This window comes from Paraburkholderia susongensis, assembly GCF_900177725.1.
Lineage (GTDB): Bacteria > Pseudomonadota > Gammaproteobacteria > Burkholderiales > Burkholderiaceae > Paraburkholderia > Paraburkholderia susongensis.
The window spans coordinates 719,172-738,768 of sequence record NZ_FXAT01000003.1 but is presented as its reverse complement, the minus strand read 5'-3'; the positions used below and the strand labels follow the sequence as shown (position 1 = coordinate 738,768).

Below are 19,597 nucleotides of genomic sequence, written 5' to 3'. Positions count from 1 at the left end.
ATGCCCCTTTCGTTTACAACGATGAGGAATCGGCGGCCCTGAGGAGTATCGGAGCGGTACTCGGCTCGCTTGCTGGCAATCAAACATTTATTGACACCACTGAATCCTCCCGCCTCTGACAAAGAAGTGGCTCTTGCATCCAACCGTGCGGTCGACCGATGGGGCCAAGGTAGGAAAACGCATATGCCGCTCAACCAAGGTCCACCGCGGACGCTGCCCCTGCATCATCGAGAGTTGAATGGTGTCGCCGCATCCGCACGGGCACGTCAGCGCAGCAAGCCAGTACTGGCCATCCTCGCCGACAGCATAGACAGTCTTTGAGGCCAGCCGGTCTGGCAATTCGTCGACAACAGCTACGCGGTAACGGCCGCGCATCGAATCGTAAAAAGCGACAGCTTTCTTCCACAGGCCCTCGAAAAGATTCGCCATCGTTTAAAGTCCCAAGATTCCGAGAAGTGGTTCCGCTGCACCGTACCCGACGCGCTTCGCAAAAGCAGGGCAGGCTTCGCCGTCCCCGTCGTTGCTACTAGCCAGTGGGTCGGAAAGGCTGATGCGACGCTGCGCAAACGTTAAATTCGGGTCGACACGATACGGCATCAGACGCGCAAGCATCTCATTAACCGCATATGCAGCCACCAGCATGTTCAATGAAATTACCGCTGGGCGGTCCACGTTCACGCCACGAACGTATCCAGCCTTTGCCATTTCCTTGTACCGCTCAGGTTCCCGCTTTTTCATGAACGCTGCATCAAGGTCGGCTTGCGAATACACGCCACGACTCATGAGACTTGAGCCGCCGGGGAGCACGGTGTGAACCGCCCCGCAGACTTGGTCGACCCCGCCCTTCCCATCCGCGTCGATTCGAACACCAAGGTCGATGAGCGGAATCAGGAAGTGCGTAGCAATCTTGTTCAGGATGTGGCGACCATCAACTGAATCTACACATCCGAAGAGGATGTCGCATTCGGACAAGGCGAGGATTGCTTCGCGTTCGCCAATGTCTTTTTCCAGCGGGGAGACCGTCGTGCCCAGCTCCATCGCAAGAATGGCTTCGCGCGCTCGGTCGACTTTGCTGCGACCGGTTGCAGCGTCGCAACCGCGAGAATTCAGGATGCGATTGAGGTTCTTCCGCTCAAGATGGTCGGGGTCGACCGGTACGACTTCACCCACGCAATTTCGTGCAAGTTGTTCAAGAACGATACTGCCGGTGCCGGATGCTCCGACCACGCCGATACGCAACTGACGCAGCGTCCGATACGTGCCTTCGCCGAATGTCTGGATAAGTCGCACTGCGTGCTCCGGCATCTGCTCCCCGTCGCCATGCTCGTCGCAGGGGCGGATGAATTCGAAGTCATCGCCGGCAATGCGGAACAGGTCGATAGGATTTCCCAGAACGCCGTTTTGGACGTTCCGCCCGAAGAATCGACCTTCCGGCAGCATAACCACGCTGGCGCGCGCGTCGCAATTGTCGAGCACATCGTCCACAGCTTTGAAGAAAGCTCTGTCCGAAGCATCGTCGTATTTCGAGAACTCCGGGTAGCCGCCGGGATGGCTATGAAACTTGACAACGGTAAGCTTCGACTGCATGGCTCGATTGAGGGCCGGAAGCACCGATTCGACGGACCACGCCACGGCGTCAAACTCACGAATGCGGCACGCCGAGTAAGGGACCTCAACGATGTCATGCACGAGCAACTGACTCCTGCTTGCGCCCACAGCCTGTCCGCACAGCGCGATTGCAACTGCCTCTTTGCCGTCACCGGGAAAAAGGTGACGGCGCAGCTGGTCGCGGTGCCTACCCGAAATAGCCAGCACGGAGAGCAAGTTGTCGGCACTCATTTCAACAGCTCAACGCGAAGGAAATCGTCAACCAACATCAGATGGGTGCCGACATTGTCGATTCCTTGGCGCCACGGGCTGTTTGCAGTGCGATGCCGCGACCACCCCTGCCAGGTCTTACCTTCGAATTGATTTGTAATCAGAGCCCGGATTTGCTTCCCGTCCGCACGCGAAAGCGCAGGGTGGAAGTAGACCATGTCAATCTGTGTGTCGGGATACCCTGCCGGCAGAATCACGAACATGTCTACCGTCGCTGGCGCGAACCCGGGCGGCGGCTGGAAACCGCGCACCACGATGCGTTTAGCGTCGGATTGGTCGACGGCCTCCCACACATAACCCCGGCTGTCGAGGTACTCCCGGTCTTCATCCAGCACCGTGAAGTCCGCGCGCACGGGACCTTCGCCTTCCTGAACCTCTTTTGGAATGGTCGCGAAGCGTTCTACACCGTGCGCGGCGAAGTCCACTGTCTGATTCGGAGCGACCGGCCGCATCTGACCGCCGACCTTCTCCGAGAGCAGCCAACCCGCGCTCGATTTGCCGGCCAGACCGAGAATCTGCTCCCCGGTCATGTGCGACACATCGACCACGTAGTGGACTTTGTCGATGCGAATCCGGTACCTGTGGCCGTGCGGCACCGGCTTTTTCTCGCGGACGAAAACCTCAATATCAATGATTTCGAGGATTTCCTCACCGGCGAAGCCGGCAGCCTCGACAATTGCGACTTCCTCAATACGTTGCTCGTTTGCAGACATTTTGGAACCCCGTTGCATCGAATGGACGGACGCCGGCTCGGCGATGTTGACGTTCGACCGGCTGGATGCCAGACTGCGTCTTACATGTGAAACAGTTTGGCACGCTCCGTTTCATCAGTCAAACAGTTTTTGTCTCGCATATAAGACAGGAGAGAAATGGAACAAGTAAAGATGGACGTGCTCGCCCAGCACATACTCCAGCGCAGAGACGGTCGGGGTATCCGTGAGGCAGCCAAGGAAGTCGGCATTAGTCCAGCCACCCTTTCCCGAGTTGAAAACAGAAAGGTCCCAGATTTGGAGACGTTCGGGAAAATCTGTGCGTGGCTTGGTGAGGACCCTGCAACCTTCCTTGGCTTAGTCCCAGCATCCTCATCGGCACCAAGAGCGCAAGTTCATTTCAAGAAAGAAGCGGCAATACGCCCAGAGAGCGCAAAGGCATTGAGCGAGATGATTGTTCTCGCACAAGAGGCACTGCTGAAGGAAGAGGTCTGAGCGTACTGTGCAGCGTGGATACAAAGCTTGGTGCGAGCGGTACTCAGCCGACACTCGCCGCGAACTTAGTTTGCCCCCGACATCGCCGCTGAGTGCTCGAGAGCTGGCAAAGCACCTGGGAATTCGCGTATGGACGCCTCACGATGTCCCAGGTCTGCCATCCGAAACAAGGCAGGTGCTTCTGCGCAACGACGGTTCGCCGAGTTGCTGGTCTGCCGTAACCCTTGTAGTCGGAGACAAGATTCTCGTGATTTTGAACTCGTCACACTCCCCAGCGAGGCAGGCAAGCGACCTAATGCACGAACTGGCTCATCGTATCCGCAATCACGAGCCCGAAGAGATGAGCATCTCTTCGGAAGGGCTAATGCTACTTAAGGCGTACGACAAAGAGCAGGAAGAGGAAGCCGACTGGTTAGCTGGCACGCTTCTCCTGCCTCGCGAGGCTCTCGTCGATATCCGCCGTCAGGGCATGTCGGATGACGAAGTCACAGCGGAGTATGGTGTGAGCAAGAGGATGTACACCTACCGGGTGTCGATGACCGGGCTTAACCGCCAGTTCCGCCAAAGGTGACGGCGGCGGCCGGTCAAGCTGCTTTGATAAAGCCGAGTCGCGGAAGATAGTCGCATTATTCGACGGTCTCATCGCCCGGCCCATCCACCTCGTCCCAGCGACGAAGTATCGTCGGGTCCAGCCAATCTGCCGCACGACGAATCCAGTCCGCGTTGACTACTCTGTCGTTTGAAGACAGTTTTTCGGTTTGGAACTTGTCGGCAAGGCTCCTCAACCGATTTGCCCGCTCAAGCTTGGACGCCAACTCTTCAACTTGCTTGAGACGTTCGAGTGCCTTCCTCCGTATTTCAGCCAGGCGCCGCTCCTCCGCGACCTTGGCTTCCGCAATGACTTGGCGCTTGGCGTCAATTTCGGCTTTCACGCGCCGGCGTATCGACAGCTCACGAAGTCGGCCGACGAAAGCCACGATTTTGGTTTCAACGGACGCGCTCCGACTGTCGCCAGTTTTCGCCAACTCACAGCTGCTATTTGGCTCGGTCACCGCAATATCGAACTCACCCGTTGGATGATATTCGTACTGCTGGGTGTGGAAGTTGAATCCAACTTCTTCGTTCTTCTGTCGTTGTTCGCGCGTCAGAGGCATTGGCTCTCGCCGGCTACGCTCGCGGACATTGAATGACAAGTTGAGGTCAAGTATCGAGACGAATACGGGGCCATCGGCCTTAGCGCTGGCGGAAAGAGCGTAGCCGGCAGCCAACAGCGATTCGAGCACGAGATTGAGAAGCAGCACCGCACGGAAGCTGTTCGGCTGGGACGCGGCAACACACACGAGCCCAGGTCCGTCGCAGAGCTGCCAGCCCCTTGCGTCGCGAACCTTGCCGTCAAGCTTCTTCGCGACTCGCTTGGAAAGCGGCAAACAGTCCTCCAGAGATGTCCGCAAGGGCAGATTTGGTATCGCAGGGCGATGCGGCAAGTCCTCTTCAAGACTTTCCCGATATCGGGCATCGAACTCATCCTCTAACGGCGCGACGTACCTGGAGCGGCGATAAGTCGTTGGTCCCTTCGCCGCGCCAAGGGGCGGCCTCTTCACGGCCCGGCCCGCAGCCAATTTCGCCCAGTACCCGACCGGTGGAAGCGGCACTTCGAGGTCCAGACATATTTTCCTAAGCCCGACGTCGGAAATCGCATAGCGCTTCGCAACCTTCGTAACCGGCTCCGCCCACACTTCCTCGTAGAGCTCCTCGCGTCGAAAGTCGGTGTATTCCCAGCCCATCTTCGTACCCCAGCAGAGAGAAGTCGAACCAAAACCATGGTCTGCGCGAGCGATGAAATGCCGCGCGGACGGGACAGACCCGTTACAGCAGCCGACACTTCGGAAGCAGTTCTGTTCCCTGATGGACGACGACGAGCCTATATAAATCGGGCGACTACATTCCGCATGGAACTCTCAATCGAAAACGCTGCTGTATCAGCCGCAGCCCCGGCAACACGCCCTGACGCGACGCAAGCCCCAATCGAACTGCTCTGCTTCATTTTGGGCGATGCAGACAGCGATATCAGCGTCGTGGCGCGCGAATTGAGGCTATCGGACGCCAGCTTTGGTCGGCTTCGGCGGGCACGCGACCGAGTTGCTTGCGCGCAAAGGCTACTGGAAACAGTGAGGGAAATTGCCGGCAGCGCAGCGGGCAGGACGGGAGCGTCTACGGATGTAGGCGGTGGCGATAGCCAAACGGAGGATTCAGCGGGCGCATTCGGCGCGGCCGTGCGAACGGAGGTGGAATTGCTGGCAAAGGAGTGGCCGGAGGACTATCCGGCCGGGGCGGTGGAATTCGAAATTCTTAGAGAACTGTCGAAGCGACGACAGCACTTTCTTTACCGCAGACTTTAGCGGACGAATATCCAAGGAAGACATTTCCGTCTAGCAGCTAGGCCAACGAGCACGAAAGCTCCGTCAGCGACAGTCGCTATATCAAGCAGGGTCCTGGAGTGTTCCCGCGAAGGAGCCGTCTAGGGCGACCCCTCACCTGACGGATTTGCACACATCTGCACGTTCGCTCTTGCGCGGCGAAGTTCCGTGATTCCTATTTGAAATCAAAGAATTAAGCCGCGTGGAGTGAAGGCAAAAAAGCCCATTTGCGTGAACAATTTGTTGATTAAACGTAAGAACAATTTTTTGTTCACAGCGTGCATTGTCGCGAGGCGCCCCCTCACTCCACCGTCACCGACTTCGCCAGATTCCGCGGCTTATCCACATCGGTCCCACGCGCGCACGCCGTGTGATACGCCAGCAACTGCAACGGCACGACGTGCAGAATCGGCGACAGCAACCCATAGTGCTCCGGCATCCGGATCACATGCAGACCTTCACCGTTGACGATCTTCGTATCCGCATCGGCGAACACATAAAGCTCGCCGCCGCGCGCGCGCACTTCCTGAATATTCGACTTCAGCTTCTCGAGCAGCGCGTCGTTCGGCGCCACCGTGACCACCGGCATCGCTTCGGTCACGAGCGCAAGCGGCCCATGCTTCAGTTCGCCGGCCGGATAAGCCTCGGCGTGGATATACGAAATCTCCTTGAGCTTCAGCGCGCCTTCGAGCGCGATCGGATAGTGCATGCCGCGCCCGAGGAACAGCGCATGTTCCTTGCGCGAAAACTCTTCCGACCACGCGATGATCTGCGGCTCGAGCGCGAGCACGCTGTTGAGCGCAGCGGGCAGATGGCGCAGCTGCTTCAGATAGCCGGCTTCCTGCTCGTCGCTCAAACGCCCACGCAGCTTCCCGAGCGTCGCGGCCAGCACGAACAGCGCGACCAGTTGCGTCGTGAACGCCTTCGTCGACGCGACGCCGATCTCGCGGCCCGCATGCGTGAGGAACGACAGTTCCGTCTGCCGCACCATCGCGCTCGTGCTCACGTTGCAGATCGCGAGCGTGTGCTTGTGACCGAGCTGCTGCGCATGCTTGAGCGCGGCGAGCGTATCCGCGGTTTCGCCGGACTGTGAGATCACGACCACGAGCGCCCTCGGATTCGGCACCGACTCGCGGTAGCGATACTCGCTCGCAATCTCGACCTGGGTCGGAATCTTCGCGATCGATTCGAGCCAGTACTTCGCGGTCAGCCCCGAGTAGTAGCTCGTGCCGCACGCGAGAATCAGCAGGTTGTCGATCTCCGCGAAGATCTTGTCCGCGCTCTCGCCGAATAGCGACGCATCGAACGAATCAGCCTGCGGAATCGTGTCGGTGATCGCGCGCGGCTGCTCGAAAATTTCCTTCTGCATGAAGTGGCGATACGGGCCGAGTTCGACCGCGCCGCCATACGCGGCCACCTGACGCACTTCGCGCTGCGCCTCATAGCCGTCGCGATCGGCGATGCGCACGCCGTCGAGCGACAGTTCGCAGACGTCGCCTTCCTCGAGGAAGATGAAGCGTTCGGTGCTGCCCGCGAGCGCGAGCGCGTCCGACGCGAGAAAGTTCTCGCCGTTGCCGAGCCCAACCACGAGCGGCGAGCCCTGGCGCGCGCCGACCACCGTGTGCGGCTGGTCCTTGTGCAGCACCGCGATCGCATAGGCGCCGTGCAATTGCGCGATCGCTTCGCGCACGGCCAGGAACAGGTCGCCGTGATACGCGCTGTGAATCAGGTGCGCGATAACCTCGGTGTCGGTCTGCGAGACGAACGTGTAGCCTTTGCCCCGCAGCATTTCGCGCAGCGCTTCGTAATTCTCGATGATGCCGTTGTGTACCAACGCGAGCGCGTCCTGCGAGAAGATCGGGTGCGCGTTGTCCGTGACCGGCGCGCCGTGCGTCGCCCAGCGCGTATGCGCGATGCCCGTCACGCCTTCGAGGTGCCCTTCGCGCACCTGGTCTTCGAGGTCGGCGACACGCGCCACGCTGCGCGCGCGGCTCGGTCCGTTGGCGCCGAGCACGGCGACGCCGCACGAATCGTAGCCGCGATATTCGAGGCGACGCAGTCCTTCGATCAGGACGGGAACGATATTACGTTGCGCAACCGCGCCGACAATGCCGCACATGGCCTATTCCTTTTCAGTGCCGGATTCAATGAGCGCGCTCCGTGCGCGCATCGTATCGATCAGCTTTTCTTGTTTTTGACGGGACGCACGTAGTCCGTCCTGCTCGTTTGCGTCTTGCCGTTCAGCACCAGCGTGCCGGGTTCGACGTCCTTCCAGACCGTGGTGCCCGCCGCGATCGTCGCGCCGCGCTGCACGCGCACTGGTGCGACCAGTTGCGTGTCGGAGCCGACGAACACGTCGTCTTCGATCACGGTGCGGAATTTGTTCGCGCCGTCGTAGTTGCAGGTGATGGTGCCCGCGCCGATATTCACGCGCGCGCCGATATCGGCGTCGCCGATATAGCTGAGGTGGTTGGCTTTCGAGCCGTGGCCGAGCACCGCGTTCTTGATCTCGACGAAGTTCCCTACATGAGACTCGTCCTGCAGCGCCGCGCCTGTGCGCAAGCGCGCATACGGGCCGAGAACGACCTTCGCGCCGACTTCGGCACCTTCGATATGCGTGAACGCATCGACGCGCGTGCCCGCGCCGATGCTCGCGTTGCGGATCACGCAGTTCGGTCCGATGCTGACGTTGTCGGCCAGCGTCACGCGGCCTTCGAATACGCAGTTCACGTCGATCGACACGTCGCGGCCGCATTCGAGCGTGCCGCGCACGTCGACGCGCGCCGGATCGGCAAGCGTCACCCCCGCCACGAGCAGCGCGTCGGCCACATTGCGCTGATGGATTCGCTCGAGTTCGGCAAGCTGCTGCTTGCTGTTCACGCCGAGCGTTTCCCATTCGTCTTGCGGCTGCGTGGTGACGACTTCGAGCCCGGCTTCGATCGCCATCTCGACCGCGTCGGTCAGATAGAACTCGCCCTGCGCGTTGTCGTTTTTCAGCGCCGCGAGCCAGCCGGCGAGGCGCGCGGTCGGCGCAACGATGATGCCGGTGTTGATCTCGGCGATCTTCAATTGCTCGGGGCTCGCATCTTTCTGCTCGACGATGCGCTGCACCTTGCCGTGCTGATCGCGCACGATGCGGCCGTAGCCAGCCGGATCGCCGAGCGTGACGGTGAGCACGCCGTAGCCGTCGTGGCCCGCGCGCCCGGTCAGCGCGCGCAGCGTTTCGGCGCGCGTGAGCGGCACGTCGCCGTACAGCACGAGCGTCGGCTGGGAAGGATCGAGCAGCGGCAGCGCCTGCTGCACCGCGTGGCCGGTGCCGAGCTGCTGCTCCTGCACCGCGAATTGAATATCGGGCGCCGCGACGGCTTCACGCACGGCTTCGGCGCCATGGCCGATCACGACGACGAGGCGCGCGGGCTTCAGCGCGCGAGCCGTGTCGATGACATGAGCGAGGAGCGGCCGGCCGGCCAGGGGATGGAGCACCTTGGGAAGCGCGGACCGCATGCGCTTGCCGGTGCCTGCCGCCAAAATCACGATGTTCATGGCGTCGGCAATAAGACGAGTTCGGAGCCGCCGATTCTATCATGCTGCATCTGCAAAAAAGGCCGCGGACGCGGCCCTGGCGGGGATGGAAAGTCAGCGAAAAACCGCCGGAATGCCTGCGCAACAGGCACGTTCCGTCACAGATCGTCGAACTGGACCAGTGAAATGGTTTTCTCGCCCTTAAGCGGTGCGCCCTCGTCGGCGCCGCTCGAGCACGGCTCTTCGTCGAACGCGATATCGCCTTGCGGATCGGCCTCGCCGGTCGCGCGCAGCCCCGCGAACGGGAACAGCTGGTGATCCATCAGGTGCGACGGCACCACGTTCGACAACGCGTTGAACATGTTCTCGATGCGGCCCGGGAAGCGCTTCTCCCAGTCGCGGATCAGCGCCTTCATTTCAGCGCGCTTCAGGTTCGGCTGGCTGCCGCACAGATTGCACGGAATGATCGGGAATTCGCGCAGTTCCGCGTACTTCTCCAGATCAGTTTCCTTTACGTACGCGAGCGGCCGGATCACGATGTTCTTGCCATCGTCCGATTGCAGCTTGGGCGGCATGCCCTTCAGCTTGCCGCCGTAGAACAGGTTCAGCAGCAGCGTTTGCAGGATGTCGTCGCGATGGTGGCCGAGCGCGATCTTGGTCGCGCCGAGTTCGCCCGCGACACGGTACAGAATGCCGCGCCGCAGCCGCGAGCACAGCGAGCAGGTGGTCTTGCCTTCGGGCACGAGCCGCTTGACGATGCTGTAGGTGTCCTGATTCTCGATATGGAACGGGATGTCGAGCTGCTTCAGGTATTCGGGCAGCACGTGCTCGGGGAAGCCCGGCTGCTTCTGGTCGAGGTTCACCGCGACGATGTCGAAATTGATCGGCGCGCGCTCGCGCAGCCGCATCAGGATGTCGAGCATCGCGTAACTATCTTTGCCGCCCGACAGGCAGACCATCACCTTGTCGCCGTCCTCGATCATGTTGTAGTCGCCAATCGCCTGGCCGACCTGGCGCGCGAGGCGCTTGAACAGCTTGTTGTTCTCGTACGCTTCCTTCTGTTCGCGGCGCGTGAGCGGCGATTTGGCGCGCTCGGTGCGTTCGGCGTGCGCTGTGGCCGGCGTGGCGCTGGCGCTGGCGCTGGCGGTAGCGTCAGCGTCAGCGGTCACTGTGGCGGCGCTCGCCGTGGCGTCGTTGAGGATTTCCGGCGCGTTCATCGCTCAATCCTCCTTGATGCGGAAGACTTCGACGCCGACCGCGTCGCAGTCGGGATACACGTCCGGCTTCTCGGTCGACACGCGCGCGGCGCGCACCTGCGGATGTTCGAGCATCGTGCGCACGACGTCGTCGCACAGCGTTTCCTGCAGATGGATATGGCCTTGCGCGACGCGCCGCGCGATCGTCGAGCGCATGAAGTCGTAGTCGACGACTTCGTTGAGCTTGTCGTGCACCGGCGTGGAGAGCGAAAGCGGCACGAACAGTTCGACGTTGATCACGACGCGCTGTTCGCCGCGCTTTTCGAAGTCGTGCACGCCGATGTTGATGTGCACTTCGTAATTGCGCAGAAAGAGCCGGCGGCAATCGGCGAGCCGGGGATGCGAAAGAGCGGCAAACATGTTCGTTCCAATCGAAAAAGGCGTGCAAGACACGCAAGGGGGCGCATCGCCACACATCGGCCGCCCTGGCAAGGCGAGCCGCGCGCGTTTCAGGCGCCCGTCAAAAACATCACGTCGCGCGGCAGCGGCACGAGATGCTGCCCGCCGTCGACCACCAGCGTCGTTCCGGTGACGCCGGCTGCATCCGCGAGATACAGCGCGGCGGCGACAATATCCTCGGGCCGCGACGCACGGCCGAGAGGTGTCATACGGTGAGCGGCTTCGAACCCGTCCTGGGTCTGATCGGCCGATTGCATCGTGAGGCCGGGCGCGAGCCCGACCACGCGAACCTTCGGCGCGAGCGCCTGGGCCAGCGCGACCGTCGCGCTCTGCAAGGCCGCCTTCGACAGTGTGTACGACAGGTAATCCGGATTCATGTTGTACAGCTTCTGGTCCAGCACGTTGATGACCACCGTGCGCTGGCTTTCGTCGCTCAACGCGGCCTCGGGCGTCGCCTCGAACAGCATACGCGCAAGCACGAGCGGCGCGCCGAGGTTCATCGCGGTCAGCTTGAGCAGCAACTCGTAGCCGATGTCGCGCGCCGTGTCTTCCTCGAAGCGCGACGCGTTGTTGACGATGCACGTGGGCCGCCCCAGCGCCGCCGTGCAGTCCGGCAGCAGCCGCTCGACCTGCGCCTCGTCGCCGAGTTCGGCCTGCAGCGCGACCGCGCGGCGCCCCATGGCGGCGATCTGCGCGACCACTTCGCCGGCTTCCTCGCGCGACGTGCTGTAGTGAACGGCCACGTCCCAGCCGCGCGCGGCAAAGCCGAGCGCGAGCGCGCGCCCGATGCGGCGGCCAGCGCCGGTAATCAGCACGATTCGGGGTGCCTCGGGCGGCGCTTCAGCCGCGCGGGCAGCGGTGTCCGGAGAAACGGTCATTTACAATGCGGGGATGAATCTGAAAGCTCACCAACCCGATAGTTTACCTGCTCCCGGCCCGAGCGCGCTCGCGCAGTCCGAAGCGCTCGTCGCCGAAATCCGCGCGCGGCTCGACGAGGCCGGCGGCTGGCTGCCGTTCGACCGCTATATGGAGCGCGCGCTGTACGCGCCGGGGCTCGGCTATTACAGCGGCGGAGCGCGCAAATTCGGCCTGCGCGGCGACGACGGCAGCGACTTCGTCACCGCGCCGGAACTGTCGCCGCTGTTCGCCGCGACGCTCGCGCGTCCGGTGGCCGAGGCCTTGCAGGCGAGCGGCACACGCGACGTGATGGAGTTCGGCGCGGGCACCGGCAAGCTCGCGGCCGGGCTGCTCAACGCACTCGACGCTCTGAGTGCTTCGGGCGTCGAATTCGACAGCTACTCGATCGTCGATCTGTCGGGCGAGTTGCGCGAGCGTCAGCGCGAAACGATCGCGGCGGCCGCGCCCGCGCTGCTCGCGAAAGTACGCTGGCTCGACGCGCTGCCCGAGCGCTTCGAGGGCGTCGTGATCGGCAACGAGGTGCTGGACGCGATGCCGGTGCGGCTCTTCGCCCACACCGGCGGAATCTGGCACGAGCGCGGCGTGGTGTGGCGCGACGGCGCGTTCGCGTTCGACGACCGGCCCGTGCAGGCCGCATCGGACCTTGCGCTGCTCGCCGAAATCGATACTACCGGCGCCGCCGGCGAAGACTACGTGACCGAAACACACGAAGCCGCGAGCGCGTTCACGCGCACGATCTGCACGATGCTCGCGCGCGGCGCGATTTTGCTGATCGACTACGGCTTTCCACGTCACGAGTACTACCACGGGCAGCGCGCGCAAGGCACGCTGATGTGCCACTACCGGCACCGCGCGCACGGCGATCCGTTCCTGTACCCGGGTTTGCAGGACATCACCGCGCACGTGGAATTCACCGGCATCGCCGAAGCGGGCGTCGAGACCGGCGCGGACCTGCTCGGCTTCACGTCGCAAGCGCGCTTTCTGCTGAACGCGGGTATCACCGAGGCGCTCGGCGAAATCGATCCCGCCGATACCGCGCGCTTCCTGCCCGCCGCGAATGCTGTGCAAAAGCTGCTGTCCGAGGCGGAGATGGGCGAGCTGTTCAAGGTGATCGCCTTTTCGCGCGGACTCGACGATACGCTGCAGGCATTTTCGAGCGGCGATCGCTCGCATACGCTGTGATTCCCAGACCCTAAGGATTCGCGATGATCCGCTGGCTTCTGACCACCTTCGTTGCGGTAGCCGTGCTCTCGTCCTGCTGGCCGTGGTTGAGAAAGCTCGGCATTGGCCGGATGCCCGGCGACGTGACCTTGCGGCTGTTCGGCCGGGAGTACCCGTTTCCGTTCATGTCGACGCTGGTGTTGTCGATGCTGCTGTCGCTGCTGGCTCGGGCGTTGTAGGGGCGGGCGGCTTGCCGTTCAGCTAACACGTCCTCTTGCCGGGTATGTAGGGGACGTTCACCCCCAAGTCATCCAACCCGTCACCGCAACGAGCCGGATGGCGCCAGTCACGACGCTGCGCGCCGTGCCTCGCGCACAAAAAAAACGGGCGGGATGCTCTCACATCCCGCCCGTTCAGCTACTTCACGATACCACGCTTTACTTCACACCTCCGATCAGAAGACACGACCCGCACCGATGCCGACCCCAAACGTACCCGACGTGGTGGTCGAGCCCGAAGCCTTCACGATCCACTTGCCGTTGCGCGTGAAGGTCGACACACCCACTGCTACCGCCGACTGACCCGAGTACGTACCGCCCGCCACCGACACGATGCGCGTGCCCGGAGCCGGAGCCTGCGGCAGGTTGGCCATGGCCATCGCCGCCGCCGAACCGGAGTACGACTTCCTCGCGACATCGTTGATCTGCTGGTCCATCACACCGATACGCTGATCCGTGTAGGCGTTCGCCTGGCTCACGCCCTGTGCAACCGAGTCTTGCATCTGGCCGACGTTGACTGCATCCGTGCTCTCCGTACCCCTCGCCACGTTCGTGATCTGGCGTTCGTTACCCACCGAGCCCACCGACACCGAGTTGTCGCGGTCCGTCACCGAACCCTGACCCAACGCGACCGAGTTCGCATTGTCAGCCTGCGAGCCCGCACCGATCGCCGTCGAGTTGACACCCGTCGCCCCTGCGTTGGCGCCGACTGCCGTGGCGTTGTCGCCCGAGGCCGCCGCACCCGCACCGGCAGCCGTGCTGCCTGCGCCGGTACCAGGCATCGCCGCATTGACCTCCGCGCCATCGCTGCCGCTCGCCGATGGAACATTCGACATATGGGTGTTGAGATTCGACATCTGTCCATTGAGATCCGTCACCTGGTCCTGCAACGCTGACAACTGGCCGAAGTTCACCGCGTCGTACTGGCTCTTGCCATCCGCAACGTTGGTCAGGACCACGGGACCTGCGCTCAGGCTTCCGCCCAGTGTGACCGAATTGAAGTTCACCGAACCGTCGACGTTGCGGTCGTACTGCACCGCGCCCGACAGTGACGTCCCGACATCACCCATCTGGTCCTGCAGCTTCGTGATGTCCGTCGTGTTCTGCGCGATGTTGCCTTCTGCCGCCGTCACACGGGTGTTGGTTGCGAACAGTTGCGAACCGTTCACCGCTTCCGTGCTCGTGTCCGACAGATTGCCCGCCGCAACGCCGCTTAGCGTGCGCGCACCCTGCATACCGCTGAAGTCCACCGACGTACCCGCCTTGTCCGACGCCACCGTGATCGCGTTCGTCACCGCATCCTGCTTCACCAGACCCACTTCGCCCGTGCTCAGTTGATCCGCCAGATTCGTCACCGAGCCTTCAACGTTCGTCACGCGGCCGTCGATGTTGCTGATCGACGACGTGTTGTTCGCGATGTCGCTCGTGTTCTGGGCAATGTTGCCTTCCGCCGTCGTCACACGGGTGTTGGTTGCGAACAGCTGCGAACCGTTCACCGCTTCCGTGCTCGTGTCCGACAGATTGCCCGCCGCAACGCCGCTCAGCGTGCGCGCACCCTGCGTACCGCTGAAGTCCACCGACGTGCCCGCCTTGTCCGACGCCACCGTGATCGCGTTCGTCACCGCATCCTGCTTCACCAGACCCACTTCACCCGTGCTCAACTGCTCCGTCAGGTTCGTCACCGAGCCTTCAACGTTCGTCACGCGGCCGTCGATATTGCTGATCGACGACGTGTTGTTCGCAATGTTGCTCGTGTTCTGGGCAATGTTGCCTTCGGCCGCCGTCACACGGGTGTTGGTTGCGAACAGTTGCGAACCGTTCACCGCTTCCGTGCTCGTGTCCGACAGATTGCCCGCCGCAACGCCGCTCAGCGTGCGCGCACCCTGCGTACCGGCGAAGTCCACTGACGTGCCCGCCTTGTCCGACGCCACCGTGATCGCGTTCGTCACCGCATCCTGCTTTACCAAGCCCACTTCGCCCGTGCTCAGCTGCTCCGTCAGGTTCGTCACCGAGCCTTCAACGTTCGTCACGCGGCCGTCGATGTTGCTGATCGACGACGTGTTGTTCGCAATGTTGCTCGTGTTCTGGGCGATGTCGCTCGTGTTCTGCGCGATGTTGCTTTCAGCCGCCGTCACACGGGTGTTGGTTGCGAACAGTTGCGAACCGTTCACCGCTTCCGTGCTCGTGTCCGACAGACTACCCGCCGCAACACCGCTCAGCGTGCGCGCACCCTGCGTACCGGCGAAGTCCACCGACGTGCCCGCCTTGTCCGACGCCACCGTGATCACGTTCGTCACCGCATCCTGCTTCACCAGGCCCACTTCGCCCGTGCTCAGTTGCTCCGTCAGGTCCGTCACCGAGCCTTCAACGTTCGTCACGCGGCCGTCGATGCTGCTGATCGACGACGTGTTGTTCGCGATGTTGCTCGTGTTCTGGGCGATGTCGCTAGTGTTCTGGGCAATGTTGCCTTCCGCCGCCGTCACGCGGGTGTTGGTCGCGAACAGCTGCGAACCGTTCACCGCTTCCGTGCTCGTGTCCGACAGCGTACCGGCCGCAACACCGCTCAGCGTGCGCACACCCTGCGTACCGCTGAAGTCCACCGACGTGCCCGCCTTGTCCGACGCCACCGTGATCGCGTTCGTCACCGCATCCTGCTTCACCAGACCGATCGTGCCGTCGTTCAGGCTGTTGGTGATGTTCGCGATATCGGACTTGTTGATCGCAATGTTCTTGCTGTTGTCCGTCACACGGCCGTCGATGTTGGTGACTGCATCACCCACATTGTTGACCGTCGTACCACCCACGCTGTAAGCAGGTGCCTCGATGGAACCGTCGGCATTGACCGCAGCACCGCCACCAAGCGCGTCGCTCACTCCCTTGAGTTGCGACACAACGACCGCGTCCGAGTCCTGCGTGCCGGCCGCCACATTCGTGATCTGGCGCGTGCCCGTCGCACTGCCAACCGACACCGCATTTTCGCGGTCGGCGATCGAATTCGCGCCCAGTGCCACCGAGTTCTGTGCCGTGACACTCGCCCGGTTACCGATTGCCACCCCGTCGGCCGCTGACACCGATGTCAAGGTACCAATGGAGAGGCCGTTGGTCCCTGCAGCAGACACGTTAGCAGAATAACCGAGCGCCACGCTCTGAGCTCCATCGCTAATCGCCTGTGAGCCAAGCGCAGTGCTGAGGTTCCCGGAGGCAGTCGTATGCCAACCCAGAGCGACCGCCCCCGACGCGGACGCTGTCGCCTGAATGCCAATCGCAGTAGCGTTCTGTGTGTTCGCCAAGCTAGCCGCGCCAATCGCGGTTGTTCCCAGCGCCGATGCAGCCGCTTTCGACCCAACCGCTGTCGCTTCCTCGCCCGTAGCGGAAGCGGAAGTCGTCGATGTTCCCGAATACTGCCCGTTTGTCGCCTGAGCCGGCGTGGCGATGATGCCGGCTGATGCCGCACTCGACAGCCCGGCCAGCACAACGACAGTGGCAACCGCCCCAGCCACTGCCCGTGACTTGCTTCGCTTGCCGCGCGCAACCGTATGCTCGGAGGCCGCGACCCACGACCCAATCGCTTCATTCCAGACGCTGACATATGACTTGTTCATGATGCGTTCCTTTTACAAGAGATTAATTAATCTAGATAACTTAGGATTACTGATTTTGTGGAAACCATTCCTGTCTGACAGATCAGCAATTTCTCGCTAGAAAATCGTGACGGCCACACACTCCCCAACACCGGACAGCCGGTGACGGTCGGTCGATAACTGTTGAATTCCGCGAGAGCCAGATCGCCTTGCGCTGATCTCTTTAACTGATTCCAAGTCTATATTTTTGGGACTGCACGAAAATAGGCTTTGTCCGAATATCGAATCAGGACAATTGCGTGTCACGCCAGATCACCACATCGCTTACTAGGCAAGGACTTTAGGGCGGTCAACATCGCTCGTGCTGACCTGCTGGCGATGGTTTTTTGCTCACGTGCAAGTGAGGTGCTTTTGGCGCAGCAGGCTCATGGCGATGCGCCTCAGGAGGGCGAAGGTCTGAGCGGCGCGATCCACACGAACCCGGCACTTATCCTCACCGATCGCCATATCGCGACGCTTCACTTCTAAAACCGCTCTTTCCAACCTTTTCTGGTCGATTCAATACCTGCATGACCGATCGGATTCGAGCGGGTTTTCTTCCGTTCGAACCATATGACTGATCCGCCTGGAGAATGAAAGGGACTTCCTCGTTCCGAGGCTGCGGTGGAATCCGCGGGTTGGCAGCGAAGTGCCATGATGAAGTCAGCATTACGAAGGCAGGCGGCGCTTATCTGCGCGGCCCGCTGGTCAACGGTGCCCGTTCTGTCATTGCCAGTCTCGGCGAGAAGCAGGATCGCTTCAGCCGGCGGGTCCGAACCCTGGTCGAGCGACGAGGCTACTGGAAGACGGCCATCGCGATCGCCGCAAAGAATACGAGACTGGCGTGGGCCTCATTGAAGTATGGCGATGACGTCAAGCTCGAACCGGCAACTGACTAACCTGTCGCTCAAGCGGCAACAGACATGAGCGGAAACTTTACAAGCACGTAGAAACGATCACTTCGCACTGCCAACGGTGATGTGAAGCGGGTTGGACCCGCGCGGAGCTTGTACACGTCGCAGCGATTACTCAAAGTACCTGACATTCCCTAGCCGATCGCCGCTTCCACCGCGCGAACGCGCTCCTGATGCACCGCGCCCTTGATGCCGGCCGGCGCGTCGGCGAGCCGCTTCGCGACCGCGCCCGCATCCACGCCGCGCGCGGCGACGAGCGCGACCCGCAGACGCTCGGCCTGCGGATAATCGCGCGTCTCGAAGCCGAGCCGCCCGCGCGCATCCGACTCGCACGCCTGCAACGCCTCGGCAAACCGCGCCGGCTTGCGGATCGCGTCGCTGCGCTCGAAGAGCCGCACGAGCGCAGCCGCACCCATTTCCATCACGCGATGAATATTGCCGTGCTCGCGCGCCACCAGTACCGCGAGGTCGCGGCACTCGTTCGGTACGCGCAGCCGCTCGCACAAGGGTTTGAGCAGATCGACGCTGCGCCCCTCGTGGCCAATGTGACGCGGCAGCACGTCCTCGGGCGTGGTCGCCTTGCCGAGATCGTGCGTCAGCGCCGCGAAGCGCACCGGCAGCGTATAACCCTGCTGCGCGGCATGGTCGAGCACCATCATCACGTGCACGCCCGTATCGACCTCAGGGTGATAGTCGGCCCGCTGCGGTACGCCGAAGAGCGCATCGACCTCGGGCAGAATCCGCGCCAGCGCGCCGCAGTCGCGCAGCACCGCGAACATCCGCGACGGCCGTTTCTCCATCAGTCCGCGCGACACTTCCTGCCACACGCGCTCGGCCACGAGCGCATCGGCTTCGCCGTCGGCGACCATCTGGCGCATCAGCGTCATCGTCTCCGGTGCAACCGTGAAATCGACGAAGCGCGCCGCAAAGCGCGCGATGCGCAGAATCCGCACCGGGTCTTCGAGGAACGCATCGCTGACGTGGCGAAAGAGGCGCGCCCGCAGATCGGCCTGGCCATTGAACGGATCGACGACCGGGCCGCTCAGCTTGCCGTCCGGGCGCACTTCGCGCGCCATCGCGTTGATCGTCAGATCGCGGCGCGCAAGGTCCTCTTCGAGCGTGACATCCGGCGCATAGAAAAACTGGAAGCCGTGATAGCCGGCCGCCGTCTTGCGCTCGGTGCGCGCGAGCGCGTATTCCTCGTGCGTCTGCGGATGCAGGAACACCGGAAAGTCCTTGCCCACCGGGCGATAGCCTTGCGCCACCATCTGCTCGGGCGTCGCTCCAACCACCACGTAGTCGCGGTCCTGCACCGGCACGCCGAGCAGTTCGTCGCGGATCGCGCCGCCTACTGCGTAAATATTCATGGACATACGTCTTGATAGGGAATGGCGTGCGTTTCGCGCCGCGCGCTGTCGATCCACGCGCTGACCGCGGGCAATGCGGTCAGCCGCTCGACGTAGGCCGACGTCGTCGCCGACAGCGCCGGTTTCCACGTGTTGAAGCGCATCGCGACCGGCGCGTACATCGCATCGGCAATGCTGAATTCGCCGAACAGGAACGGGCCGCCATAGCTTTGCAGGCAATCGCCCCAGATTGCCTCGATCCGCGCGATATCGGCGAGCACGCCCGGCTTCGCGTTCTTGCCCGGGAACGATGCGCGAATGTTCATCCACATGTTCGAGCGCAATTCGCCGAAGCCCGAATGCATCTCGGCGCTGACGCTGCGCGCATATGCGCGCGCCGCCGCGTCGCGCGGCCATAGCGCGTGCTGCGGGAAGCGCTCGGCGAGCGTCTCGGCGATCGCGAGCGACTCCCATACGGCCTGCCCTGCGTCGTCGATCAGGCACGGCACCTTGCCCGGCCCGCGCGGCGCCTGGGCGAGGACCTTCGCATTCGTGTCCGCTTCGTACAGGAGGATCAACACCTCTTCGAACGGAATGCCGAAATGCGTGAGCAGCAGCCACGGACGCATCGACCATGACGAGTAGTTCTTGTCACCAATGAGCAGTTTCATGCGAGGTATCAA

At 62.3% G+C, this 19,597-nt stretch carries 18 protein-coding genes and 2 pseudogenes; 7 read left to right on the top strand and 13 right to left on the bottom strand.

Going from position 1 to position 19,597, the window contains the following annotated elements; all coding sequences use genetic code 11:
• Nucleotides 1-87: 87 nt before the first annotated feature.
• From B9Z01_RS12380 to B9Z01_RS12370, 3 genes are read right to left on the bottom strand one after another with little or no spacing between them, the layout of a single operon-like run.
• Nucleotides 88-429 carry a ubiquitination-like system serine protease family protein gene (locus B9Z01_RS12380; RefSeq protein ID WP_085483279.1) on the bottom strand — a complete coding sequence of 114 codons (342 nt, stop codon included), beginning with the start codon at nucleotides 427-429 and terminating at the stop codon, nucleotides 88-90.
• Between the two features lie 3 nt (nucleotides 430-432).
• Complete coding sequence (locus B9Z01_RS12375) at nucleotides 433-1,839, bottom strand: ThiF family adenylyltransferase (protein WP_085483277.1); 1,407 nt, start codon at nucleotides 1,837-1,839, stop codon at nucleotides 433-435.
• Entirely contained in the window at nucleotides 1,836-2,591 is a 756-nt protein-coding gene (locus B9Z01_RS12370; RefSeq protein ID WP_085483275.1) for a multiubiquitin domain-containing protein, read from the bottom strand. Before B9Z01_RS12370 ends, B9Z01_RS12375 begins: the two co-directional genes overlap by 4 nt.
• A gap of 156 nt (nucleotides 2,592-2,747) precedes the next feature.
• On the opposite strand from B9Z01_RS12370, the gene B9Z01_RS12365 reads away from it, so the two are divergent.
• Both B9Z01_RS12365 and B9Z01_RS36780 read left to right on the top strand, forming a co-directional pair.
• Nucleotides 2,748-3,083, top strand: a complete 336-nt coding sequence (locus tag B9Z01_RS12365) for a helix-turn-helix domain-containing protein (RefSeq protein WP_085483273.1) — start codon at nucleotides 2,748-2,750, stop codon at nucleotides 3,081-3,083.
• Nucleotides 3,084-3,090: 7 nt separating this feature from the next.
• Nucleotides 3,091-3,654 carry an ImmA/IrrE family metallo-endopeptidase gene (locus B9Z01_RS36780; protein WP_338047367.1) on the top strand — a complete coding sequence of 188 codons (564 nt, stop codon included), beginning with the start codon at nucleotides 3,091-3,093 and terminating at the stop codon, nucleotides 3,652-3,654.
• 55 nt (nucleotides 3,655-3,709) lie between these two features.
• Here the strand turns inward: B9Z01_RS36780 and B9Z01_RS12355 are convergent, their stop codons facing one another.
• On the bottom strand, nucleotides 3,710-4,867 hold the full coding sequence (locus B9Z01_RS12355; RefSeq protein ID WP_085483271.1) for a hypothetical protein: 1,158 nt from the start codon (nucleotides 4,865-4,867) through the stop codon (nucleotides 3,710-3,712).
• A gap of 165 nt (nucleotides 4,868-5,032) precedes the next feature.
• Between B9Z01_RS12355 and B9Z01_RS12350 the strand changes: the two genes are divergently transcribed.
• Nucleotides 5,033-5,482: a hypothetical protein gene (locus B9Z01_RS12350; RefSeq protein WP_085483269.1), complete on the top strand. Its 450-nt coding sequence runs from the start codon at nucleotides 5,033-5,035 to the stop codon at nucleotides 5,480-5,482.
• Nucleotides 5,483-5,801: 319 nt separating this feature from the next.
• Here B9Z01_RS12350 and glmS read toward each other — a convergent pair whose 3' ends face one another.
• From glmS to B9Z01_RS12325, 5 genes are all read right to left on the bottom strand, one after another.
• Nucleotides 5,802-7,619, bottom strand: coding sequence for a glutamine--fructose-6-phosphate transaminase (isomerizing) (gene glmS, locus B9Z01_RS12345; RefSeq protein WP_085483267.1), 1,818 nt, complete (start codon nucleotides 7,617-7,619; stop codon nucleotides 5,802-5,804).
• Between the two features lie 59 nt (nucleotides 7,620-7,678).
• The gene (gene glmU, locus B9Z01_RS12340) at nucleotides 7,679-9,043 is read right to left on the bottom strand and encodes a bifunctional UDP-N-acetylglucosamine diphosphorylase/glucosamine-1-phosphate N-acetyltransferase GlmU (RefSeq protein ID WP_085483265.1); all 1,365 of its coding nucleotides are present in this window, start codon (nucleotides 9,041-9,043) and stop codon (nucleotides 7,679-7,681) included.
• 137 nt (nucleotides 9,044-9,180) lie between these two features.
• Entirely contained in the window at nucleotides 9,181-10,239 is a 1,059-nt protein-coding gene (gene ttcA / locus B9Z01_RS12335) for a tRNA 2-thiocytidine(32) synthetase TtcA (protein WP_085483263.1), read from the bottom strand.
• Between the two features lie 3 nt (nucleotides 10,240-10,242).
• Nucleotides 10,243-10,638, bottom strand: coding sequence for a dihydroneopterin aldolase (locus B9Z01_RS12330; protein ID WP_085483261.1), 396 nt, complete (start codon nucleotides 10,636-10,638; stop codon nucleotides 10,243-10,245).
• Between the two features lie 89 nt (nucleotides 10,639-10,727).
• Nucleotides 10,728-11,555 carry an SDR family oxidoreductase gene (locus B9Z01_RS12325; protein ID WP_085483259.1) on the bottom strand — a complete coding sequence of 276 codons (828 nt, stop codon included), beginning with the start codon at nucleotides 11,553-11,555 and terminating at the stop codon, nucleotides 10,728-10,730.
• A gap of 13 nt (nucleotides 11,556-11,568) precedes the next feature.
• Here B9Z01_RS12325 and B9Z01_RS12320 point away from each other — a divergent pair, with 13 nt between their 5' ends.
• Nucleotides 11,569-12,777: a class I SAM-dependent methyltransferase gene (locus tag B9Z01_RS12320; protein WP_085483257.1), complete on the top strand. Its 1,209-nt coding sequence runs from the start codon at nucleotides 11,569-11,571 to the stop codon at nucleotides 12,775-12,777.
• 23 nt (nucleotides 12,778-12,800) lie between these two features.
• Entirely contained in the window at nucleotides 12,801-12,995 is a 195-nt protein-coding gene (locus B9Z01_RS12315) for a DUF2905 domain-containing protein (protein WP_027199138.1), read from the top strand.
• Between the two features lie 215 nt (nucleotides 12,996-13,210).
• Here B9Z01_RS12315 and B9Z01_RS12310 read toward each other — a convergent pair whose 3' ends face one another.
• Together B9Z01_RS12310 and B9Z01_RS36885 are read right to left on the bottom strand one after the other, a co-directional pair.
• Nucleotides 13,211-16,087 carry a YadA family autotransporter adhesin gene (locus B9Z01_RS12310; RefSeq protein ID WP_244195993.1) on the bottom strand — a complete coding sequence of 959 codons (2,877 nt, stop codon included), beginning with the start codon at nucleotides 16,085-16,087 and terminating at the stop codon, nucleotides 13,211-13,213.
• Between the two features lie 81 nt (nucleotides 16,088-16,168).
• A pseudogene (locus B9Z01_RS36885) lies at nucleotides 16,169-16,636 on the bottom strand (ESPR-type extended signal peptide-containing protein); the annotation flags it as partial.
• A 249-nt stretch (nucleotides 16,637-16,885) separates the two neighbouring features.
• On the opposite strand from B9Z01_RS36885, the gene B9Z01_RS34820 reads away from it, so the two are divergent.
• Together B9Z01_RS34820 and B9Z01_RS12305 are read left to right on the top strand one after the other, a co-directional pair.
• A complete protein-coding gene (locus B9Z01_RS34820; RefSeq protein WP_143808898.1) occupies nucleotides 16,886-17,143 on the top strand; it encodes a hypothetical protein in 258 nt (85 codons plus the stop codon).
• A 176-nt stretch (nucleotides 17,144-17,319) separates the two neighbouring features.
• Nucleotides 17,320-17,553 (top strand): annotated as a pseudogene (locus tag B9Z01_RS12305) (IS110 family transposase); the annotation flags it as partial.
• A gap of 149 nt (nucleotides 17,554-17,702) precedes the next feature.
• On the opposite strand, the gene B9Z01_RS12300 reads toward B9Z01_RS12305, so the two are convergent.
• A complete protein-coding gene (locus B9Z01_RS12300) occupies nucleotides 17,703-18,935 on the bottom strand; it encodes a multifunctional CCA addition/repair protein (RefSeq protein WP_085483253.1) in 1,233 nt (410 codons plus the stop codon).
• The gene (locus B9Z01_RS12295; protein ID WP_085483251.1) at nucleotides 18,932-19,585 is read right to left on the bottom strand and encodes a glutathione S-transferase family protein; all 654 of its coding nucleotides are present in this window, start codon (nucleotides 19,583-19,585) and stop codon (nucleotides 18,932-18,934) included. Before B9Z01_RS12295 ends, B9Z01_RS12300 begins: the two co-directional genes overlap by 4 nt.
• Nucleotides 19,586-19,597 lie beyond the last annotated feature (12 nt).

Coding starts and splice junctions, on each gene's coding strand:
- B9Z01_RS12380 (WP_085483279.1), bottom strand. CDS start 429: ATGGCGAATCTTTTCGAGGGCCTGTGGAAGAAAGCTGTCGCTTTTTAC.
- B9Z01_RS12375 (WP_085483277.1), bottom strand. CDS start 1,839: ATGAGTGCCGACAACTTGCTCTCCGTGCTGGCTATTTCGGGTAGGCAC.
- B9Z01_RS12370 (WP_085483275.1), bottom strand. CDS start 2,591: ATGTCTGCAAACGAGCAACGTATTGAGGAAGTCGCAATTGTCGAGGCT.
- B9Z01_RS12365 (WP_085483273.1), top strand. CDS start 2,748: ATGGAACAAGTAAAGATGGACGTGCTCGCCCAGCACATACTCCAGCGC.
- B9Z01_RS12355 (WP_085483271.1), bottom strand. CDS start 4,867: ATGGGCTGGGAATACACCGACTTTCGACGCGAGGAGCTCTACGAGGAA.
- B9Z01_RS12350 (WP_085483269.1), top strand. CDS start 5,033: ATGGAACTCTCAATCGAAAACGCTGCTGTATCAGCCGCAGCCCCGGCA.
- glmS (WP_085483267.1), bottom strand. CDS start 7,619: ATGTGCGGCATTGTCGGCGCGGTTGCGCAACGTAATATCGTTCCCGTC.
- glmU (WP_085483265.1), bottom strand. CDS start 9,043: ATGAACATCGTGATTTTGGCGGCAGGCACCGGCAAGCGCATGCGGTCC.
- ttcA (WP_085483263.1), bottom strand. CDS start 10,239: ATGAACGCGCCGGAAATCCTCAACGACGCCACGGCGAGCGCCGCCACA.
- B9Z01_RS12330 (WP_085483261.1), bottom strand. CDS start 10,638: ATGTTTGCCGCTCTTTCGCATCCCCGGCTCGCCGATTGCCGCCGGCTC.
- B9Z01_RS12325 (WP_085483259.1), bottom strand. CDS start 11,555: ATGACCGTTTCTCCGGACACCGCTGCCCGCGCGGCTGAAGCGCCGCCC.
- B9Z01_RS12320 (WP_085483257.1), top strand. CDS start 11,569: ATGAATCTGAAAGCTCACCAACCCGATAGTTTACCTGCTCCCGGCCCG.
- B9Z01_RS12315 (WP_027199138.1), top strand. CDS start 12,801: ATGATCCGCTGGCTTCTGACCACCTTCGTTGCGGTAGCCGTGCTCTCG.
- B9Z01_RS12300 (WP_085483253.1), bottom strand. CDS start 18,935: ATGAATATTTACGCAGTAGGCGGCGCGATCCGCGACGAACTGCTCGGC.
- B9Z01_RS12295 (WP_085483251.1), bottom strand. CDS start 19,585: ATGAAACTGCTCATTGGTGACAAGAACTACTCGTCATGGTCGATGCGT.